Origin of the sequence: Bacillus sp. JJ1521 (assembly GCF_036965165.1) — a bacterium.
In the GTDB taxonomy this organism is placed as follows: Bacteria; Bacillota; Bacilli; order Bacillales; family Bacillaceae_L; genus Ferdinandcohnia.
The window spans coordinates 22,156-39,482 of record NZ_JBALOX010000028.1; the positions used below are offsets into that span (position 1 = coordinate 22,156).

General features: G+C 38.5%; 19 protein-coding genes and 2 pseudogenes. 8 read left to right on the top strand and 13 right to left on the bottom strand.

All coding sequences use genetic code 11. From position 1 onward, the window contains the following. The first annotated feature begins 68 nt into the window (after positions 1–68). The 3 genes from V7147_RS05085 to V7147_RS05095 all read left to right on the top strand — a co-directional run bounded on the left by V7147_RS05085 (position 69) and on the right by V7147_RS05095 (position 2,482). Positions 69–518 (top strand): acyl-CoA thioesterase, encoded by a 450-nt coding sequence (locus V7147_RS05085; RefSeq protein WP_335366780.1) that lies wholly within the window; start codon positions 69–71, stop codon positions 516–518. Positions 519–698: 180 nt separating this feature from the next. Continuing rightward, on the top strand, positions 699–923 hold the full coding sequence (gene gerE, locus V7147_RS05090; RefSeq protein ID WP_077619002.1) for a spore germination transcription factor GerE: 225 nt from the start codon (positions 699–701) through the stop codon (positions 921–923). Between the two features lie 491 nt (positions 924–1,414). After that, a complete protein-coding gene (locus V7147_RS05095) occupies positions 1,415–2,482 on the top strand; it encodes an NAD(P)/FAD-dependent oxidoreductase (RefSeq protein ID WP_335366781.1) in 1,068 nt (355 codons plus the stop codon). Positions 2,483–2,626: 144 nt separating this feature from the next. Here the strand turns inward: V7147_RS05095 and V7147_RS05100 are convergent, their stop codons facing one another. From V7147_RS05100 to V7147_RS05120, 5 genes are all read right to left on the bottom strand, one after another. Next, complete coding sequence (locus V7147_RS05100; protein WP_335366782.1) at positions 2,627–3,193, bottom strand: NADPH-dependent FMN reductase; 567 nt, start codon at positions 3,191–3,193, stop codon at positions 2,627–2,629. A 15-nt stretch (positions 3,194–3,208) separates the two neighbouring features. Continuing rightward, positions 3,209–4,267 carry an LLM class flavin-dependent oxidoreductase gene (locus V7147_RS05105; protein WP_335366783.1) on the bottom strand — a complete coding sequence of 353 codons (1,059 nt, stop codon included), beginning with the start codon at positions 4,265–4,267 and terminating at the stop codon, positions 3,209–3,211. After that, positions 4,267–5,214 carry a ring-cleaving dioxygenase gene (locus V7147_RS05110; protein ID WP_335366784.1) on the bottom strand — a complete coding sequence of 316 codons (948 nt, stop codon included), beginning with the start codon at positions 5,212–5,214 and terminating at the stop codon, positions 4,267–4,269. The genes V7147_RS05105 and V7147_RS05110 overlap by 1 nt, the downstream gene beginning before the upstream one ends. Before the next feature lie 51 nt (positions 5,215–5,265). After that, positions 5,266–5,709 carry a MarR family winged helix-turn-helix transcriptional regulator gene (locus tag V7147_RS05115; protein WP_335366785.1) on the bottom strand — a complete coding sequence of 148 codons (444 nt, stop codon included), beginning with the start codon at positions 5,707–5,709 and terminating at the stop codon, positions 5,266–5,268. A 134-nt stretch (positions 5,710–5,843) separates the two neighbouring features. Beyond that, entirely contained in the window at positions 5,844–6,170 is a 327-nt protein-coding gene (locus tag V7147_RS05120; protein WP_335366786.1) for a YuzD family protein, read from the bottom strand. 211 nt (positions 6,171–6,381) lie between these two features. Here V7147_RS05120 and V7147_RS05125 point away from each other — a divergent pair. After that, positions 6,382–6,609 (top strand): annotated as a pseudogene (locus tag V7147_RS05125) (NifU family protein); the annotation flags it as partial. A gap of 291 nt (positions 6,610–6,900) precedes the next feature. On the opposite strand, the gene thrB reads toward V7147_RS05125, so the two are convergent. The 5 genes from thrB to yutH form a co-directional block, all read right to left on the bottom strand. Then, positions 6,901–7,818: a homoserine kinase gene (gene thrB, locus V7147_RS05130; protein WP_335366787.1), complete on the bottom strand. Its 918-nt coding sequence runs from the start codon at positions 7,816–7,818 to the stop codon at positions 6,901–6,903. After that, positions 7,808–8,875 (bottom strand): threonine synthase, encoded by a 1,068-nt coding sequence (thrC, locus tag V7147_RS05135; protein ID WP_335366788.1) that lies wholly within the window; start codon positions 8,873–8,875, stop codon positions 7,808–7,810. Before thrC ends, thrB begins: the two co-directional genes overlap by 11 nt. Then, on the bottom strand, positions 8,872–10,170 hold the full coding sequence (locus tag V7147_RS05140; protein ID WP_335366789.1) for a homoserine dehydrogenase: 1,299 nt from the start codon (positions 10,168–10,170) through the stop codon (positions 8,872–8,874). The genes thrC and V7147_RS05140 overlap by 4 nt, the downstream gene beginning before the upstream one ends. 221 nt (positions 10,171–10,391) lie before the next feature. After that, positions 10,392–11,381 carry a 2-hydroxyacid dehydrogenase gene (locus tag V7147_RS05145; protein ID WP_335366790.1) on the bottom strand — a complete coding sequence of 330 codons (990 nt, stop codon included), beginning with the start codon at positions 11,379–11,381 and terminating at the stop codon, positions 10,392–10,394. Positions 11,382–11,435: 54 nt separating this feature from the next. Further along, complete coding sequence (yutH, locus tag V7147_RS05150; RefSeq protein WP_335366791.1) at positions 11,436–12,440, bottom strand: spore coat putative kinase YutH; 1,005 nt, start codon at positions 12,438–12,440, stop codon at positions 11,436–11,438. 141 nt (positions 12,441–12,581) lie between these two features. Here yutH and V7147_RS05155 point away from each other — a divergent pair, with 141 nt between their 5' ends. Further along, entirely contained in the window at positions 12,582–13,082 is a 501-nt protein-coding gene (locus V7147_RS05155) for a phosphatidylglycerophosphatase A family protein (RefSeq protein WP_335366792.1), read from the top strand. Between the two features lie 327 nt (positions 13,083–13,409). Here the strand turns inward: V7147_RS05155 and V7147_RS05160 are convergent, their stop codons facing one another. Next, entirely contained in the window at positions 13,410–14,180 is a 771-nt protein-coding gene (locus tag V7147_RS05160; RefSeq protein WP_335366793.1) for a TIGR01457 family HAD-type hydrolase, read from the bottom strand. Between the two features lie 281 nt (positions 14,181–14,461). Next, positions 14,462–14,899, bottom strand: a complete 438-nt coding sequence (locus tag V7147_RS05165; RefSeq protein WP_335366794.1) for a DUF86 domain-containing protein — start codon at positions 14,897–14,899, stop codon at positions 14,462–14,464. Between the two features lie 316 nt (positions 14,900–15,215). Between V7147_RS05165 and V7147_RS05170 the strand changes: the two genes are divergently transcribed. Then, positions 15,216–15,482, top strand: coding sequence for a DUF3055 domain-containing protein (locus tag V7147_RS05170; RefSeq protein ID WP_335366795.1), 267 nt, complete (start codon positions 15,216–15,218; stop codon positions 15,480–15,482). Between the two features lie 118 nt (positions 15,483–15,600). Then, the gene (locus V7147_RS05175; protein ID WP_335366814.1) at positions 15,601–15,831 is read left to right on the top strand and encodes a cytosolic protein; all 231 of its coding nucleotides are present in this window, start codon (positions 15,601–15,603) and stop codon (positions 15,829–15,831) included. 144 nt (positions 15,832–15,975) lie between these two features. Here the strand turns inward: V7147_RS05175 and V7147_RS05180 are convergent, their stop codons facing one another. Then, positions 15,976–16,263, bottom strand: coding sequence for a YutD family protein (locus tag V7147_RS05180; protein ID WP_335366796.1), 288 nt, complete (start codon positions 16,261–16,263; stop codon positions 15,976–15,978). Between the two features lie 189 nt (positions 16,264–16,452). Here V7147_RS05180 and V7147_RS05185 point away from each other — a divergent pair. After that, positions 16,453–17,097, top strand: a pseudogene (locus tag V7147_RS05185) (YhcN/YlaJ family sporulation lipoprotein); the annotation flags it as partial. Between the last annotated feature and the right edge of the window lie 230 nt (positions 17,098–17,327).

Genomic DNA, 17,327 nt, shown 5'->3' on the forward strand with positions numbered 1-17,327 from the left:
CTTTTCCCATCGGAAGAAGGCACCACTTTACCATGACATGAATAATCTTATGTAAGGGAGCTATTGGAATGAAACATATTACGTATATCGATGATATTGAGACATGGGAGAATACATTTGATTTTTTCCAACCGATTCAAGTACGCTTTTCCGAAACAGATATGTTTGGACATCTAAATAACACCATACCCTTTACTTACTTTGAGGAAGCAAGAATTCAATTTTTCAACCACCTAGGGTTTATGCAAAAATGGACTGACAAATCAAGTGAAGCAATCCCAGTGGTTGCAAACCAGCAATGTGATTATTTGAAACAAGTCTTTTTTGGAGAACAACTAAGACTGTTTGTTAAAATAAATCAGCTTGGTAATTCCTCAATGGATATTCATTATATGGCAAAGGACAAAGAGGGATCCATTTGTTTTGTCGGCAGGGGTACATTAGTTCAAATGTCTAAGCGAACAGGAAAAGGGGAACCATGGACTGATGAGATGAAGCTTATGTTAAAAAGCACCTAACCTATATTGTATGAGCTAAGTAGAACGAAAATACCAATAGACTAAAAAATGGACGCGAAAAAGTCTACATATCAACCTTTTAACAGTCACAGCAACACTCTCCTTCTCATACTATATTGTGACTAAATATACACCCATCCAGTAGTTCAGCTCGAACCTTAGCAAGGAGGGTTACAATACTTGAAGGAGAAAGAGTTTCAACCAAAACCGCTACTAACAAAAAGAGAGAGAGAAGTTTTTGAATTACTAGTTCAAGATAAAACAACGAAAGATATCGCAAATGAATTATTCATTAGCGAAAAAACAGTTCGTAACCACATTTCGAATGCGATGCAGAAGCTGGGAGTAAAGGGGCGTTCTCAAGCAGTTGTAGAGCTCCTTCGTATGGGAGAACTTGAACTTTAAGTATTACCGGCTACACTTTACTCAAGTAAGGTAGCCGGTTACTTATTTAAAGGGCGTTCAAAAAGTCCGGTAAAAATGACACATCACAAGAGGAACTTCGACTAAGTGCCGACACGTCCTGTGTCGAATGTCGAAGTCACCACATCCTGTGGAAGCCGGTTGGTTTGTTTTTCCGTTCCTTGGAAAAGCAAACCACTTTTCCGGCGTGCAAGATCGTCTGCTCACGTATTAACTACATACGCTCCGCTACTCAAAACTGCACCGCCTTGAACTTCTTGGTCCTTTTCATCCTCCTTTTTGAACCCTTATACAACTACTTATCGTACTCTCTTTTTTTCTATTCGTCAATTTAACTGATATCGGTTGTTATTTTGTCACATTTTCGCTATACTTTTAGTGTCTTTGAAAAGGATTACAGTTACGGATAAATCATGTCATGGATTGTATAAAAAAGTTTCAACTAAAGAGAGGAACAAAAGGGGATAATCAGCATGAAAAATCTTGTTATACTTGGTGGTGGGTATGGTGGAATGCGAATCTTACATCGCTTGCTGCCAAATCAATTACCCGTCGATATTCAAATCACCTTAATTGATCGAGCACCTTACCATAGTTTAAAAACAGAATTTTACGCACTTGCAGCAGGAACTATTTCGGATTCACATGTTCGTGTAACATTTCCGGAGCACCCTCGTTTGCACGTGAAATTTGGGGAAGTTACGGGCATTGATATGAATGAAAAGCTCGTTCATATTAAAGATGAAGCATCAATTAGCTATGATGATTTGGTGATTGGCTTAGGCTGTGAGGATAAGTATCACAATGTACCAGGTGCAAAGGAATTCACCTACAGCATCCAGACAATTGACAATGCGAGGGAAACCTACCAAAGACTCAATAATCTCCCGGCAGAAGCGACTGTTTCAATCGTTGGAGCAGGTCTAAGTGGGGTTGAATTAGCAAGTGAACTTCATGAAAGCAGACCGGACTTGCGAATTAAGATTTTTGATAGAGGAAATCATATTCTTTCCGCTTTCCCGGAAAAATTGAGCGTATACGTTGAAAATTGGTTTGATAAAAACGATATCGAAATTATTAATCACTCAAATATTACAAGAGTAGAAGAAGGCGTCCTGTTTAATAACGAAAATCCTGTTCAAAGTGATGTTGTTGTTTGGACCGCTGGAATTCAACCTAATAAAATTGTTCGCGACTTAGATGTTGAAAAAGACGGCAGTGGTCGTGTTGTTTTAACTACACAACACAATTTGCCAAATGATGAGCATGTCTATGTCGTTGGAGACTGTGCAAGTTTACCACATGCACCAAGTGCTCAGCTTGCAGAAGGTCAGGCAGAACAAATTGTTCAGGTTCTTCAAAAACGCTGGAAGGGTGAAGCCCCGCCAACTGAATTTCCAAAAATCAAGCTAAAAGGTGTACTTGGTTCATTAGGTAAAAAAGAGGGATTCGGTTTAGTTGCAGAACGTCCACTTACTGGACGTGTTCCACGCATGATAAAATCCGGAATATTATGGGTGTATAAGTATCATAATGGGTGATTATGTATGATCACGGTTACGAATGAATGTGGTCGTGATTTTTTTGTGGTATTAAATAAGCACGGAGATCCTTGTATATTTTATAGGCGCTCCGTGCTATTTCATTTTTTTGATTTTAATATTTTTCAAGGTGTGCATTAATCTTTAAAAATTATACATTTCATCTTTTTTTCGACGGATATCAGCATGTGCCTCCACGTAAGTTACAGTATCCTCGACAAGGCGATCCAATCGAAATAGAACATCATCATTAATAATTTCCTTACGTAAAAAGTCTTTTTCTTCGATAAATACATACGTTGGAACGATGTGAGCCTTCATATACGCCAGAATTGGTTTTAATTGTTGCTCAACCATTAGATAGTGCTTCGAAGTACCAGCAGTCACGACTGCACTTACTACCTTATCACGGAATGCATTCACTGGGAGTAAGTCAAAAATATTTTTTAGTGTTGCCGGAATTGAGGCTTGGAATGTTGGTGTCCCAATGATAATTGCATCGGCATTCATAATCGTCTCTGTTACATATTTTGTATCCCCATCATATTCAAAATAATTACGCCCATCGCTAAATTGTAATGTAAAGGCAGCTAAATCGAGTAAAGTAACCTCATGCTCTGGATATTTTTTTTCAAGGATTTCCACGGTTTTCAGCATTGCTGTTTTTGTTTTTGAGCCGACGATTGAACCGGCTAGGGCTACTATTTTCATAACTTATTCTCCCCTTTATTGTTTTGCTGTATATTTTTTAATTGCAGGAATAATGTCGTTCCCAATAATTTCAATATTTTTCATGATTTTTTCGTAAGGTACGCCTCCAAAGTCGATTTGCGCCATAAAGCGTTGCATACCGTAAAGCTCATATTGGTAAAGTAATTTCTCGATAATTTGCTGTGTACTACCTACCATTAGTGCATCACGTGTATCTGGCGCTTGGGCAAATTGTTGCTTTGGATAGCCACTACCACGAATCGCTAGGAATCCTCCATTAATATGTGGGTACATACCTTGTAATGCTTCTTGTGTAGTGTCTGCTACATAAAATAAGCTTGTAGTCGCAATTGGTAAAGTATTTGGATCATAACCACTTCGTTCCGCTGCCTCCCGATATGCATCAACTGAAGGCTTAAAGTTGATTGCTGGTCCACCTAATGTAGTCAGCATCATTGGAATTCCCATGTAACCCGCTTTAATGGCACTTGCAGGCGGACCGCCTACAGCACGCCAAATTGGAAGAGAACCATTTTTCGGCTGTGGCAGAATTTCTGCATTTTGAAGTGGAGGACGAAATTCTCCTTGCCATGTAATATACTGTTCTTCATTTATTTTTTTCAGAAGTTCTAATTTCTCTTCGAAAATTTCCTCATAATCCTGTAATTCAACGCCAAGTAGGTGATAGGCACCCACACGAGACCCGCGGCCAGCAACGATTTCTGCGCGACCATCTGATATTAAATCAATTGTGGCGAAATCCTCGTACACACGCACAGGGTCAGAAACACTTAGTACGGTTGCTGAGCTTGCAATTTTGATCTTCTTTGTTGCTTGGGCAATGGCTCCTAAAACAACGGTATGTGCTTGTGTTGTAAAATACGTTTGGTGACTTTCGCCAACACCAAATACATCAATACCTGCCTGTTCAGCTAATTGACTAGCTTCTATAAGTTCATTAATCCGCTGCTGAGCAGAAATTCGCTCACCTGTAAGTGGATTTGGAATATGATCTCCTAACGAATACAGCCCAAATTCCATACCTTTTGATGAATCCATCCGATATTTCTCCATCATTCATTCTCCTCAATTGGTTTTAGATTTCCTTCGATTTCCGCACGGCGGTCTTCTAAAAATGGCGGAAGATCTAATGTTTCACCTAATGTTTCAACGTCACCATCAATTGTGAAACCTGGTCCGTCTGTTGCAATTTCAAAAAGAATTCCATTAGATTCGCGAAAGTATAAGCTTTTAAAATAGAAACGGTCCACAATGCCAGATGAATGAAAGCCACGTGCCCGTACCTGCTCATCCCAGTAGGCAAGCTCTACATCATCTTTAACACGAATCGCTAAATGATGAATACTACCACGTCCAGGTCTTTCAGTTGGACCATCTAAATATTTCACAACGATTTCTCCAAATACCTCGCCTTGTACGGATTGGAAAATTCCTTCATCTTTTGTGCGTGAAATCTCCGTATAGCCAAACATCTCTGTTAGTGTTTTTGCTAATTTATCAAGTCTACGGACTGTGATTTCCACTGAGCTCATCCCTTGAATTTGATGTTCTACGGGCACAATTGACTTTTCCCAAGTTTCCCAGTGCTCAACTTTCTCGCCATTTGATACGAGTAAAACCATTCGTAGTCCCTCTTCATCTTCAAAATGTAAGGCTGGCTTGTTGGCGTATGTTGTAATTTCACTGTGTTGTACACCATATTCTTCAAAACGTGCCTTCCAATACGTTAAGCTACTTTTAGTTGGTACAAGTAAACCAATTTGGGTGATAGCATTTGTGCCCCGATGCGTCCTGCCGACTGGAGGGATTTCAAAAAATGAAAGTTCTGTACCGGGACTTCCTGTTTTATCCCCGTAAAATAAGTGATACATGGATGGATCATCTTGGTTTACTGTCATTTTTACACGACGTAAGCCTAGCACCTCACGATAAAAACGGTTATTTTGATTTGCATCCTTTGTAATCATTGAGATATGGTGATGTCCTGAAATTGTATACATAGTTAATCTCTCCTTTTGTCATTTTACTAGTCAAGTGATAGATCAAAAAAATTACTTGTTCGGTATTCTCTTATTTTCGCTATTTTTTTGTACACGTGACATCAGCGTATACAATATTTTTTGTTCTTCTTTTGTTAAACATTCATCAAAAAACGAGGTTTGGAACGCAAGCTGGGCATCGAATGCATGTTCAAGCTTTTCTCGCCCCATTTTTGTTAACGAAATCTTTTTTATTTTCCAGTCTTGCTTTCGTTCGACGAGTCCTTCTTTCTCAAGTCGAGTGAGCATACGCGATATACCGCCTTGTGTCACCGTAACTTTCTCAGCTAGTTCAGACTGGGTTAATGGTTCATATGTCGCTATTTGCATTAGCACATCAAATTGTGCAGTTGTTAAATCAAATTGTTTTAAAAATTCATTAGATAATAAATTACTTTGATGTGTAAACCTTGTAAGGCGTAACCATATTAAAGAACCTCTAGTATTATCGTGCATCCTATTAATCACTCCCTTTCGTTACTTTCACTTTACTACTCAATTGATAAAAACACAAGTAAAATATCTTGCCATCAAGATATTTAGCACAAAAAAAGTAAGGAAATCGATTTAGATCCCCTTACTCCTCTGATTTAGATGGATTTATATCCATACTTCTTCATTTCAGCATAAATTGTTTTTAGTTTGGGGCTACCCTCACCGACAATGGCGCCTTCCAACACGACGACAGGATAAAACATGTCTTCCTCAATGACACGTCGAGCAAATGTCTGTTTCTCTTCGTCCCCTGGTGGATCAAAAATATCAATATGTGTAATTTCAAAGGGTTGGTTTGGAAACTTTCTGCTCAATGCTGCATCAAGCCATTCATAAGTCTCCTTTGAAGATGGAAGATTTACACAACTAGGGCAAAGTACTTCTGCACCGTATACACAGATTTCAACTTTTTGCTTTTCCATACACTTTCACCCTTTCCCCAATCGTTTCTTTTTTCATTGTACAAGAAATCTGTTAAAATGGACATAGAAAGCTGTATAGAACACATCACAGATTTTCTCAATACGCATATGTAATTAAAAATTGGAAAAAAGCATTACTTGCTTTTAATAGATTTTTTCCAGTAAACAGATTATAATAATTATAAAGGTATGATGAAAGGAGTCAATCATTATGGATATTAGAGAACAAGTACAAGAAGTATTAGATAAACTTCGTCCGTTTTTACTTCGTGATGGCGGAGACTGTGATTTAGTTGATGTAGAAGATGGTGTTGTTAAGCTTCGTTTATTAGGTGCTTGTGGTACCTGCCCAAGCTCCACAATCACACTAAAAGCTGGAATCGAACGTGCATTATTAGAGGAAGTTCCAGGTGTAGTAGAAGTTGAACAAGTATTTTAATATATAAAAAATGAGTGCCTCAAGTTTTGAGGCATTTTTTTATGAATTTAAACGGTTAATGGGAGTATTTTTTTGATAGTGGGAGTATTTCAGATTTAGTGAGAGTATTTTTTTGATAGTGGGAGTATTTCAGATTTAGTGAGAGTATTTTTTCGATAGTGACAGTATTTCAGATTTAGTGACAGTATTTTCAAATTAGCGACAGTATTTTTCCGTTAGTGACAGTATTTGCAAAAATTGCGAGTAGTTGAACTCAAAAAGCGAAACCCTGACAAAAAGGTTTCGCTTCTACTATTCATGCAACGATAATGATGTTAGCTTACTGCCGTTTTTCTCAATCGATACTTCCTCTACCTGAAATTCTTCGAATACAAGGGATAGATCCGCTTTTAGTTGACTACCTCGTCCACTTTCGGTAAAGCAAATTACTGTTGGGCCAGCTCCACTAATGGCTACCCCAAATGCCCCTGCTCTCTTAGCAACTCGATGAATGCTGTTGAACTCAGGAATGAGCTTTGCACGATATTGCTGATGGAATAAATCCAGCTCCATCATTTTCCCCATTAACTCAAGGTTCTTAGTTAAAAGAGCTGCGATCATCACATTGCTTATGGAGCTCGCTTTTACAGCTTCTTGATAGGATAATTCGTTTGGCAGAACATTACGAGCATCCTTAGTTTTTAATTCGTAAGGTGGGATAACAACCACCATATCAAAATCTAAATCATTCACATGAATAAGATCTGTGTCCTCGCTTCCACGATGACTGCCAATAACTAAGCCCCCATACAAAGATGCCCCTACATTATCAGGATGTCCCTCAATATCGCAAGCTAATTCGAGCTTTTGTTGATTTGTTAATTGAAGATTACAAAGTTCATTGACAAGCTCAATTGCCGCGATAATGGCTGCTGCACTGCTCCCAAGGCCTCTTGCTAAGGGTATATCGCTTTGAACATAAACCTTGCAGGGAGGTAGCTCACATGAGAAAACATGGGCCACCTTTTCTGCCATTTGATAGATAAAATTTTCTTTATCTGTTGGCGTATCAGCAATTTCTTCTGATTGTGGAACAAACTCCCACTGTTTGCTTGGTTCGACCTGAAGGGTTAAATAGCGATTGACCGCCAATCCCAATGAATCAAATCCAGGTCCAAGGTTTGCTGAGCTTGCTGGTACTTTTATTTGAAGAGCTTGATCAAACTTCATGTAAAACGGCTCCCCTAATATGTTCGTAAACAGCCTTTTCATCGTTAGGTAATACAACAGGCTTTAGTGAAGTTGCTTCAATTGCGATATTTGGATCTTTTAATCCGTTTCCTGTTAGAACAGCAACTACTCGGCTACCTTTTTTAATTTCACCACTGCGTACTTGCTTGATGACACCAGCGATAGATGCACAAGAACCTGGTTCTGCAAATACACCTTCTTTACGTGCCAGTAATTGATAGGCTTCAAGGATTTCGGCATCTGATACTTCATCAATTTTACCATTTGACTCACTTGCAGCTGCAACGGCTTTATCCCAGCTTGCAGGGTTTCCGATTCGAATCGCAGTTGCAACTGTCTCCGGATCTTCAATGACTTTATTTTTCACAATGGCTGCTGCGCCTTCTGCTTCAAATCCACGCATCTCAGGAAGACCAGTGTTATGACGCTCATGATACTCTTTAAACCCTTTCCAATATGCTGTAATATTCCCAGCATTTCCGACTGGAATCGCCAATACATCAGGAGCACCGTCTAACTGGACACAAACTTCAAATGCAGCTGTTTTTTGACCTTCAATTCGATATGGATTTACTGAGTTTACGAGAGTAATAGGTGCAGTTTCACTAATATTACGAACCATCTGCAACGCATGGTCGAAGTTTCCTTCAATGGAAATGATTTCGGCACCATACATAACTGCTTGCGCTAATTTACCCATCGCAATTTTACCTTCAGGAATTACAACGATACAGCGAAGACCAGCACGTGCTGCATAGGCAGCAGCTGCTGCTGAAGTATTTCCAGTAGATGCACAAATAATTGTGTCACTGCCTTCTTCAATCGCTTTTGCAACTGCCATGACCATCCCTCGGTCCTTAAAGGAACCGGTTGGGTTCGCCCCTTCTACTTTTACATATAATTCAACACCAAGATCCTCTGAAAGAGTATGCAACGGGATTAATGGTGTATTTCCTTCATTCAATGAAAGCATGGGAGTATTTGTATTTACCGGTAAATATTCTCGAAATTGTTGTAATAGACCTTGCCATCTCATGCTTGGTTTCCTCCTTCAACTCGGTATGAGCTTTTAACATCTTGGATAATTTGTAAATCTCTAAGCTGTATCAAAATTTCCTCGTAATCTCGTAATGATGCTTGATGAGTAACAAGAACAATTTCAGCTAAATCTTTATTTTTTAACGGCAATTGAAGAATCTTCTCAAAGCTAACACCGCGTTCAGAGAACAGAGATGTAATTTTTGCAAATGCGCCAACTTGGTCCTTTACATGAATACGAAGAAAGTATTTTGAGAAAATCTCAGAGTCGTCTTTTAGTTTTTTCTCATATTGTGGTGATACAGCGCTAAGGCCATTCACTCCAAGTCGCATATTTTTCATAACTGCCACTAAATCTGAGACAATTGAAGTTGCAGTTGGTAGACTACCTGCTCCTGGGCCATAGAACATTGTTTCTCCTACAGCTTCTCCATACACATATACCGCATTAAATTCGTCATTTACTGCTGCAAGTGGATGTGATTCTGGAAGAAGTGTTGGTTGAACACTTACCTCAACTCTCTCTCCCTTGCGATGTGCATTACCAATTAACTTCAGAACATAACCTAATCGTTTACTATATTCGATATCCTCACTTGTTACAGAAGAAATACCTTGAACGCGAACATCTTTAAGGTCGATATTCATTGAGTATCCTAATGAAGCTAGGATTGCCATCTTTCTTGCGGCATCAAGACCTTCTACGTCTGCTGTTGGATCTGCTTCAGCATAACCAAGCTCCTGGGCTTCTTTCAGTACCTCTTCATAAGCACTGCCAAACTTACTCATTTTTGTTAAAATAAAGTTCGTTGTTCCGTTCACAATTCCCATCATTTTAATAATACGGTCTGATGCAAAGCCGTCCACTAAACCGCGAAGGATTGGAATTCCACCAGCAACACTTGCTTCATAAAACAAGTCGCAGCCATTTTCACTTGCAACATTTAATAGTTCCGGACCATGTAAAGCCATTAAGTCTTTATTAGCCGTTACGACATGTTTTTTATTACGTAGAGATTGAAGAACTAGCTCTTTTGTGTCATCCACCCCACCCATTACCTCAATGACAACATCGATTTCTGGGTCCTCAATTACTTCATTCACATTTGTAGTCAACAAAGAAGGTTTAAGTTCTACAGGTCGTTGTTTATGTACATCTTGAACTAATACTTTCTTTACTTCTATTGGGCAACCAACTTGGTGCATTAATTTATCTTGATGATTTTTTAAAATCGTAACAACACCACTACCAACCGTACCTAATCCTAATAATCCAACTGAAATACTTTTCATTTTTTAGCCGCCTCTCTGTATTCCCTAGAAATACAACTGTCCTTCTATAAAAGACATTATAGTATTGATAAATTGTTTTTACAAGTACTTTTTTTCTTTCTTTTCAACTGAAAACGCTTAACACACTGATATAAAAGCGAATTTTTTTATAAAAAAGATTCTTCAAAAAATTCCTTCGATAAAAAAAGAACACCTTCACTGCGAAGGTGCCCTGGAAAATTTTAATTAACTGACAGTCCCCACTCTTTATTGATTAGTGTCTTTGGTTGTTTGTTATTCAAAACTAGTTCAATGTTCTTGCTGCATAGCTCCATCATGGCTGTTCGTGTTTCTGTGCTTGAGGATCCAATATGAGGCAATGCAACGACATTTGGCAAAGTTAATAATGGATGATCCGCATCCACAGGCTCCTTTGCAAAAACGTCTAAACCAGCCGCTGCAATTTCTCCAGAAATTAAAGCTTCATATAATGCATCTTCATCAACCACTGGTACTCTTGATGCATTAATGAAAACGGCAGATTTTTTCATTTTCTTTAAGTTTTCCTGATTAAATAAACCTCTTGTTTCCTCTGTGAGTGGCGTTAAACACACGATAAAATCAGAAGTCTCGATTAACTCCTCAAAAGCTACGTATGAAGCACCAGTACGTTCCTCAGCATCCAACTTCCGGGAACGATTATGATAAAGAATATCCATTTCAAAGCCAGTTGCACGCTTTGCGACCGCTTCTCCAATTTTGCCCATTCCAACGATCCCAATAGTTTTATGATGAACATCATGACCTGCAAGTAATAATGGACTCCAGCTTTTCCACTCACCATTTCTTACAAATTCAGCCGCTTCAACAACCCTTCTTGCAGTTGCTAGCAACAATGCAAAGGTTAAATCAGCTGTTGTGTCTGTTAAGACATCTGGTGTGTTACAAACAGCGATTCCCTTTTGATTGGCATATTCCACGTCAATATTGTCAAAACCAACAGCAAGGTTCGCGATCACTTTTAACTTTGGTGCCTCATCAAGAAGTTCTTTGTCAATTTTTTCAGAAAGCATGGTTAAAAGAGCATCTGCCTTTTTAGCCTCTTCAAGAAGTACCTCTCTTGGAACAGCCCTCTCTTCCTCATTCCAAATATGTACTTCTGCTATTTCCTTTAGTGGCTGAATGACTTCTTCAGACAGTTTTCTTGTAATAAAAACATATGGCTTCGTCATTTTATACCTCTCATAAAGATTTGTTCGTATATGTTTCTATACTACCATACATTTTTATTTTTGAAGCCAGTCGATGTTCGGAATTGTTAGTCTTTTTTCATCTACTCCTACACTTGATAAAAAGGTGGATAAAAAGCGCTCATGTTCACTAGAATGGTTCAGCATCAATTCTAATCTTTGTAATTGTTTTTCCTTTTTTGTCTCCGATCCTGCCATATAGTACCCTTCAATACATTCGAAAAAATGAAGCGGAAACAATAGCCTCGCATATAATAGTCTCCAGGAAAAGTTAGAAAGTGGACTGACGCGCTCATACTCTTTCAAAAAGTGGATGATTTGTCCATTCTGCCTTCTTTCTCCACTTGCATATTGATCACGGACAAACTCGGCCAAGTCCCTTGTGTAATGGTCAAACACCCATTCTGTGGGGAGCTTCGTAAATGACTCTTTATCCCATGAAATTTCTGTGAAACGGTGATGGCAAATCGTAGCTGAATCCATTGCCGTAGGTGTCTCATCCATTTCCGTATCAACCAGGTATTGAATCGCATTTTCAGTTAACCCAATATAATATGGGAAGGCTTCAACAAATAATGTTTCAAAACGGTTTTCAGGATGTTGCTTTACTTTTTCCTTCCAGAACATCTCCATTTGATCCAATCTTCTCTCCCATAGGAATTTCCATTGTCCAATTCGAATCACTTTCTTGACCTGATAAGGAAAGCTTCTGCCTCGTTTGTGAAAACGCGCTAATTCATACCCTAACGTATTCGTGATTCGATGGCTATAAACAGGACATCTAATTAAAGCAACCTCTACATCATTAAGTGTTGTGCTTAATTTTCCATCGGTTGTAGGTAAAATGGAGCCGACTCGAATGTCTCCTTTTTGAATCATATAATCGCTAAGATGTTTTAATTCATACAGTTCTTCTTGTTCCAAATTCGGTATTGGCACAATACAATATACTATATTTCGATAGATGATTGCCTCATAGCCAAATGCTTTTACTGACCGGTCCACCTTTAATTTATATTGTTCAAAAAGTATATCTTTCATAAATCATCACCTCTCACACATACTATGTAAAACGTAATTGTCTATTTAAAACATCTATATGAAACAAAACGGCATTACTTGTGGTAAACTAGAAAATATTAGTAAAATAATTTTGAATTTATAAGAAATAAGGTGAACAAGATGAGCGAAGTAAATAAAATGAACGAGATTGAACGAACAGCTAGAAAATGGTTGGAAGACAGAGGAGTCACCATTCAGGATATTGCCGAACTGGTTTACTATTTACAAAGCAAATATCATCCAGATTTAAAAATGGAGGATTGTGTGCATAATGTAGACCGCGTTCTGACGAAACGTGAAATTCAAAACGCTGTGTTAACAGGGATTCAATTGGATATTCTTGCTGAAAAAGGCTTACTTGAGGAGCCGCTACTTTCAACAATTAAGGTAGATGAGGGGCTTTACGGTGTAGATGAAATCTTAGCCTTTTCAATTGTAAACGTTTATGGGTCAATCGGGTTTACAAATTACGGCTATATTGATAAGAAAAAACCTGGTATCTTGGAAAGACTAAATGATAAATCAACTGGCGAATGTCACACATTTTTAGATGATATTGTGGGGGCAATCGCGGCAGCTGCATCTAGTCGATTAGCACATCGAGCGGCGAATACTAATTAAAAGGAAAAAAGACCAAATCACTTGCGATTTGGTCTTTTTTAATTGGATGAATTTGGTATACTAAATTTATAAACTATTTCGAGGGGTATGAGAGATGGACTTATTTTTTAAAGTTTTGAGCCTTTTTTTCATTGTTTTGGCATTATTTACCCTCGTTCCTTTTAAAAAAGAATTCACGAATCTAGATGGACAAGTGCTAAATAGAAGTTTTGTGAATCGTTGGACTAGGCGACTTAAAATGTTTATGATATTAACGTTTATTGGAGGTATTTGTGCAATAATTGGGTTTGTTATCTCCATATAAAAAAACGCTCAATTGAGCGTTTTTTATATTCTTTCCATCCATTCCTTCAAGCTGTTAATCGCATAAGTAGGTTGACGGTCATATCCTTTTAAAAGTTCAGCCGTTGTAACGCCTGTATGAACAAGAAGGGTGTCAATACCTGCGTTCATCCCTGCCTTAATGTCAGTATCATAATAATCACCGATCATGATTGTATCTTCCTTTGCAATCCCTAATTTCTTTTGGGCTTGCTCCATAATGACTTTTTCCGGCTTTCCGATAAAAATCGGTTGGACTGTAGTTGAAACTGTTACAACAGAAGTTAACGAGCCATTACCTGGTAAAAATCCTCTTTCAGTTGGAATTGAAATATCACCATTTGTTGAAATAAAAGTTGCCCCATTACGAACAGCTAGACAAGCTAGCGTAAATTTTTCATATGTAATGGAACGGTCGATTCCGACAACGACAAAGTCTGGATTTTCCTCTTGAATGGTAAAACCCTTATCCTGTAATGCCTTACGTATTCCTTCTTCACCAATCACATATACAGTGTCACCCTTTTTTAGGTCATACATATAATTTGCCGTTGCTTGGCTTGTTGTGAACACTTGATCTTCCGTACAAGCAATATCAAAGTCACGCAACTTTGCAGCAACCTGTGCTGGTGTTCTTGATGAATTATTTGTTACAAATAAATAGGGGATTTGTTTTTCATTAAGGGCATTTACGAAATCACATGCTTCATTAATGCGCTCAGTTCCAAGGTACATCGTACCATCTAAATCAATTAAGTATCCTTTATATGTTTTCACTACTTTTATCACCTTTTAGAAGATGTTTAAAAAGTGGGGTGAATATGACGCATCGATAGCGGAACTTCGACTAAGCCTAACACGTCCTGTGTTAAACGTCGAAGTCACCACATCCTGTGGAAGCTCGTTGGCTTGNNGTATTAACTGCATACGCTTCGGTACGCAGGAGCTGCGCCGCCTTGAACTCGACGCACACGACGAGCTAGTGTCGACAAGACATAAGAATGTGGCGCTTTTGTCGACGCGGTCCTCTTCATCCTTCTTTTTGAACACGTATTTTATTAGTTTTTAAATGCGGAAACAGGTCCTAATTCATTTACAAGATAGGATCTAACATCTTTCGGAAAGCTTTTTAGACTTTCTTTATTTTTTTGGAAACTTGAAAATAATTCTTCATGATTGATTTCAAGATAATCTTGAACGATTACTTTACGGTAACGAATAATTTCTTTAAGATTATTTGCAGCTTGTGTAGTAACGACCTTTTCATCCTCAAGGATATCGATTATATCTTCATAGCTTCCCGGGTCACGCATAATGAAGCCATCAATCATTGAATTCCCTACATCTAGAATCGCTTCAATTAAAAGATGGGAAATACGCTCTAATGCTTTCTTTCCGAGCGTGCTTGTCCAATCTGTTTCAGCTTCTAATAAACCTACATTTTCTTCGTAAAAAAGAAGGGTCTTCTCAATCTTTTCTCGGTCAACAAAATACACAGTATCACCTTCTATTTATTATCCTTTTTAATATCAACTATTATTTTACCATAAAGCTCATTATCATTCATGGTATGTCAAAAAATCAAATGCGCCTTAGCGTATTTGCGCCCAGATTTTAGGCCCACAGGAAGTGGCGTTTTTAGTCTTTGATCTTACTGCTCGATAAATTACCTTTGAAAATCGCATGTTCCGCCGGAGACTTTAAGTTTATTCAGCAGGGAGTCGCTGCTGGATAAACTTATATAATTCGTTTTCTATTTGATGTGCCTTTGTTATGATAATATAAATGACTTTTTTAAAAGGAGAATCCATTATGTCTGAACGTTTTTTCTTATATGATGATACGATTGATACACAAACACGATTTGTAAGCTTTATGGGGGAAAATCAGCGTTATGATTTAGCAATCGTTAAATCTGACCGCTATTACGGAAAGCAAGTTGTCTTAAATATTTTGAGTAACCGCTTTGCGATTATCGGCAGAGACGATCTAGATGAGCCTGGATATATTGAACATGCCTACCAATTATCAGAGGAAGAAGCGGAGGAGCTACGCTCTTTTCTGTATGAAATTGTCTAACATATTTCTGTAATGCTGCGAAAACACTATAGGAAAGAAGTGAGGTGTTTAACAGTTGGCAGAAAAAAATAAAGACAAAGAAGAAATAACGTATACCGATTTTTCAACTGTGGAGACAATGAGGAATTTTTTAACCTTTGAGGAATTCCCAGAAGGTCCTACTGGTGCACCACGGGGTGAAAAAGCGCCTGTCGAGAATAAGAGCACCCCATGGGAGGAAGGACAACGATATTATACACCTTTTAATTATGAATTTAAGTCCCTCCACCAAGATCTGCCAAGGCAATTCCCTGGGGCCCACCAAACACATGATGACAAGGATGAAAATGCAGAACCTCCATATGATTGAAAAGAAAAGCGCAAGGCGCCAGCCTATCGGTGACAAGCAAAAGACGAGCGCTGACAGAAGGTGTTCTTTTCCTCCGAAGCGATTGGCTTAAGACCTCGAGCCGATGGCGCCTGGAGCCAGACACATGAAAAAAGTACAGGTGACTTAAGCCTGTACTTTATTTTTTACCTTTTTAAGAACAAAATAGGCACAACCAAAATTACAATATTCGTATAAATACTCGGAAAGGGTACTGATTTTTGTATCAAAGGATGCTTTTTGGTTTGCATCATCAAAGAATCCCTTTAAACGAAGTTGTTCATATCCCCAGTCACCGACTATATAATCATATTTCGCAAGGATGTCGCTATATCTTCCGCGAAAGGCCTCTTCATTAAATCCTTCTTTTAGCTCATCGACAAGCTCATATGTAGTGTTATTGATACTAATCACTTATTTCACACCCCTTAGAGGATGTTCAAAAAGTGCGGTGAATAAGACCATGAATAGAGGAACTGACGCGGTCTCTTCATCCTCCTTTTTGAACAGCACTATCTATTTCCATTATAGCCAATCAACCCATCAATTACTATGCGAATTTTTTGTTGAAATGGTCAACCTACAACTGAGGGGGTGTCGAGATTGAAAAAATACACAATCATCTCGGGATTAATTGCCTTTTCCGCTTTAACAGGTTGTGGTGCATCTGATGACAAAGCAGGGGTTTACCATGAAAGCGGAAATACAATAAATCGAATTGACTATAATGAACTCTACAATAAGAATGGTGTTAAAAACAATGGCAAGGAAATGACGAACTTTGGCTATGTTCGTCACCAAAAAAATCCCGTCCCAGGTGGTGCCAATGTTTATTCTAATTTGCCAGCGATGGATCGTGAAAAAGTAGCGGATTTGATTAGTAAAATCTGTACAACCATCCCAAATGTGAATGATGTAGGAACACTTGTTACGGATGAAGAAGTCCTTGTTGCGTATGATACCAACTCTAAGGACCGCAACTTGACTGCAGACCAAGTGAAGCGTGCTGCTCTTTCTGTCGTCCCTAGGTTTTATCATGCATACGTTTCAGACGATCCAGACATGATGAAGCAAATCGAGCGGTTCGGTACACTTGATTCAGACAGCCGTAATGTGGATCAAATCATTACATCAACCATCCAACAAATGATTAAATCACCTCAAGGCTATAAAGTAAGTGATGGGGAAAATGAAAATGGGGAGATGGAAGGTGGATTAAACCCTGAATATGAGCGAAAGGCAAGGGAAAATCAGAACTTCCTTAAAAACCCAAGTTCCGATAATAAGGGCGCAAATGTACATGATACTGGAACACGTGGAACACTGAATAGAGATTTGGACCAAAATACGGGAACCCCAGGAACACTTACTGATCTGAACCCAAATGCTGGAAACGGCCGTACACTTAATAACAACCAAAACCAAAATACAAATAATCCACTCCAAAAAGGGAATGGTGGTTAATATATAAAAAAAGG

Excerpts from the sequence above, each read along its gene's own strand:
- V7147_RS05105 (WP_335366783.1), bottom strand. The coding sequence starts at position 4,267 with ATGGAGAAATATCGGATGGATTCATCAAAAGGTATGGAATTTGGGCTG.
- V7147_RS05120 (WP_335366786.1), bottom strand. The coding sequence starts at position 6,170 with ATGGAAAAGCAAAAAGTTGAAATCTGTGTATACGGTGCAGAAGTACTT.
- V7147_RS05145 (WP_335366790.1), bottom strand. The coding sequence starts at position 11,381 with ATGACGAAGCCATATGTTTTTATTACAAGAAAACTGTCTGAAGAAGTC.
- thrC (WP_335366788.1), bottom strand. The coding sequence starts at position 8,875 with ATGAGATGGCAAGGTCTATTACAACAATTTCGAGAATATTTACCGGTA.
- V7147_RS05095 (WP_335366781.1), top strand. The coding sequence starts at position 1,415 with ATGAAAAATCTTGTTATACTTGGTGGTGGGTATGGTGGAATGCGAATC.
- V7147_RS05140 (WP_335366789.1), bottom strand. The coding sequence starts at position 10,170 with ATGAAAAGTATTTCAGTTGGATTATTAGGATTAGGTACGGTTGGTAGT.
- yutH (WP_335366791.1), bottom strand. The coding sequence starts at position 12,440 with ATGAAAGATATACTTTTTGAACAATATAAATTAAAGGTGGACCGGTCA.
- thrB (WP_335366787.1), bottom strand. The coding sequence starts at position 7,818 with ATGAAGTTTGATCAAGCTCTTCAAATAAAAGTACCAGCAAGCTCAGCA.
- V7147_RS05085 (WP_335366780.1), top strand. The coding sequence starts at position 69 with ATGAAACATATTACGTATATCGATGATATTGAGACATGGGAGAATACA.
- V7147_RS05155 (WP_335366792.1), top strand. The coding sequence starts at position 12,582 with ATGAGCGAAGTAAATAAAATGAACGAGATTGAACGAACAGCTAGAAAA.
- V7147_RS05100 (WP_335366782.1), bottom strand. The coding sequence starts at position 3,193 with ATGAAAATAGTAGCCCTAGCCGGTTCAATCGTCGGCTCAAAAACAAAA.
- V7147_RS05115 (WP_335366785.1), bottom strand. The coding sequence starts at position 5,709 with ATGCACGATAATACTAGAGGTTCTTTAATATGGTTACGCCTTACAAGG.
- V7147_RS05170 (WP_335366795.1), top strand. The coding sequence starts at position 15,216 with ATGTCTGAACGTTTTTTCTTATATGATGATACGATTGATACACAAACA.
- V7147_RS05175 (WP_335366814.1), top strand. The coding sequence starts at position 15,601 with ATGAGGAATTTTTTAACCTTTGAGGAATTCCCAGAAGGTCCTACTGGT.
- V7147_RS05110 (WP_335366784.1), bottom strand. The coding sequence starts at position 5,214 with ATGTATACAATTTCAGGACATCACCATATCTCAATGATTACAAAGGAT.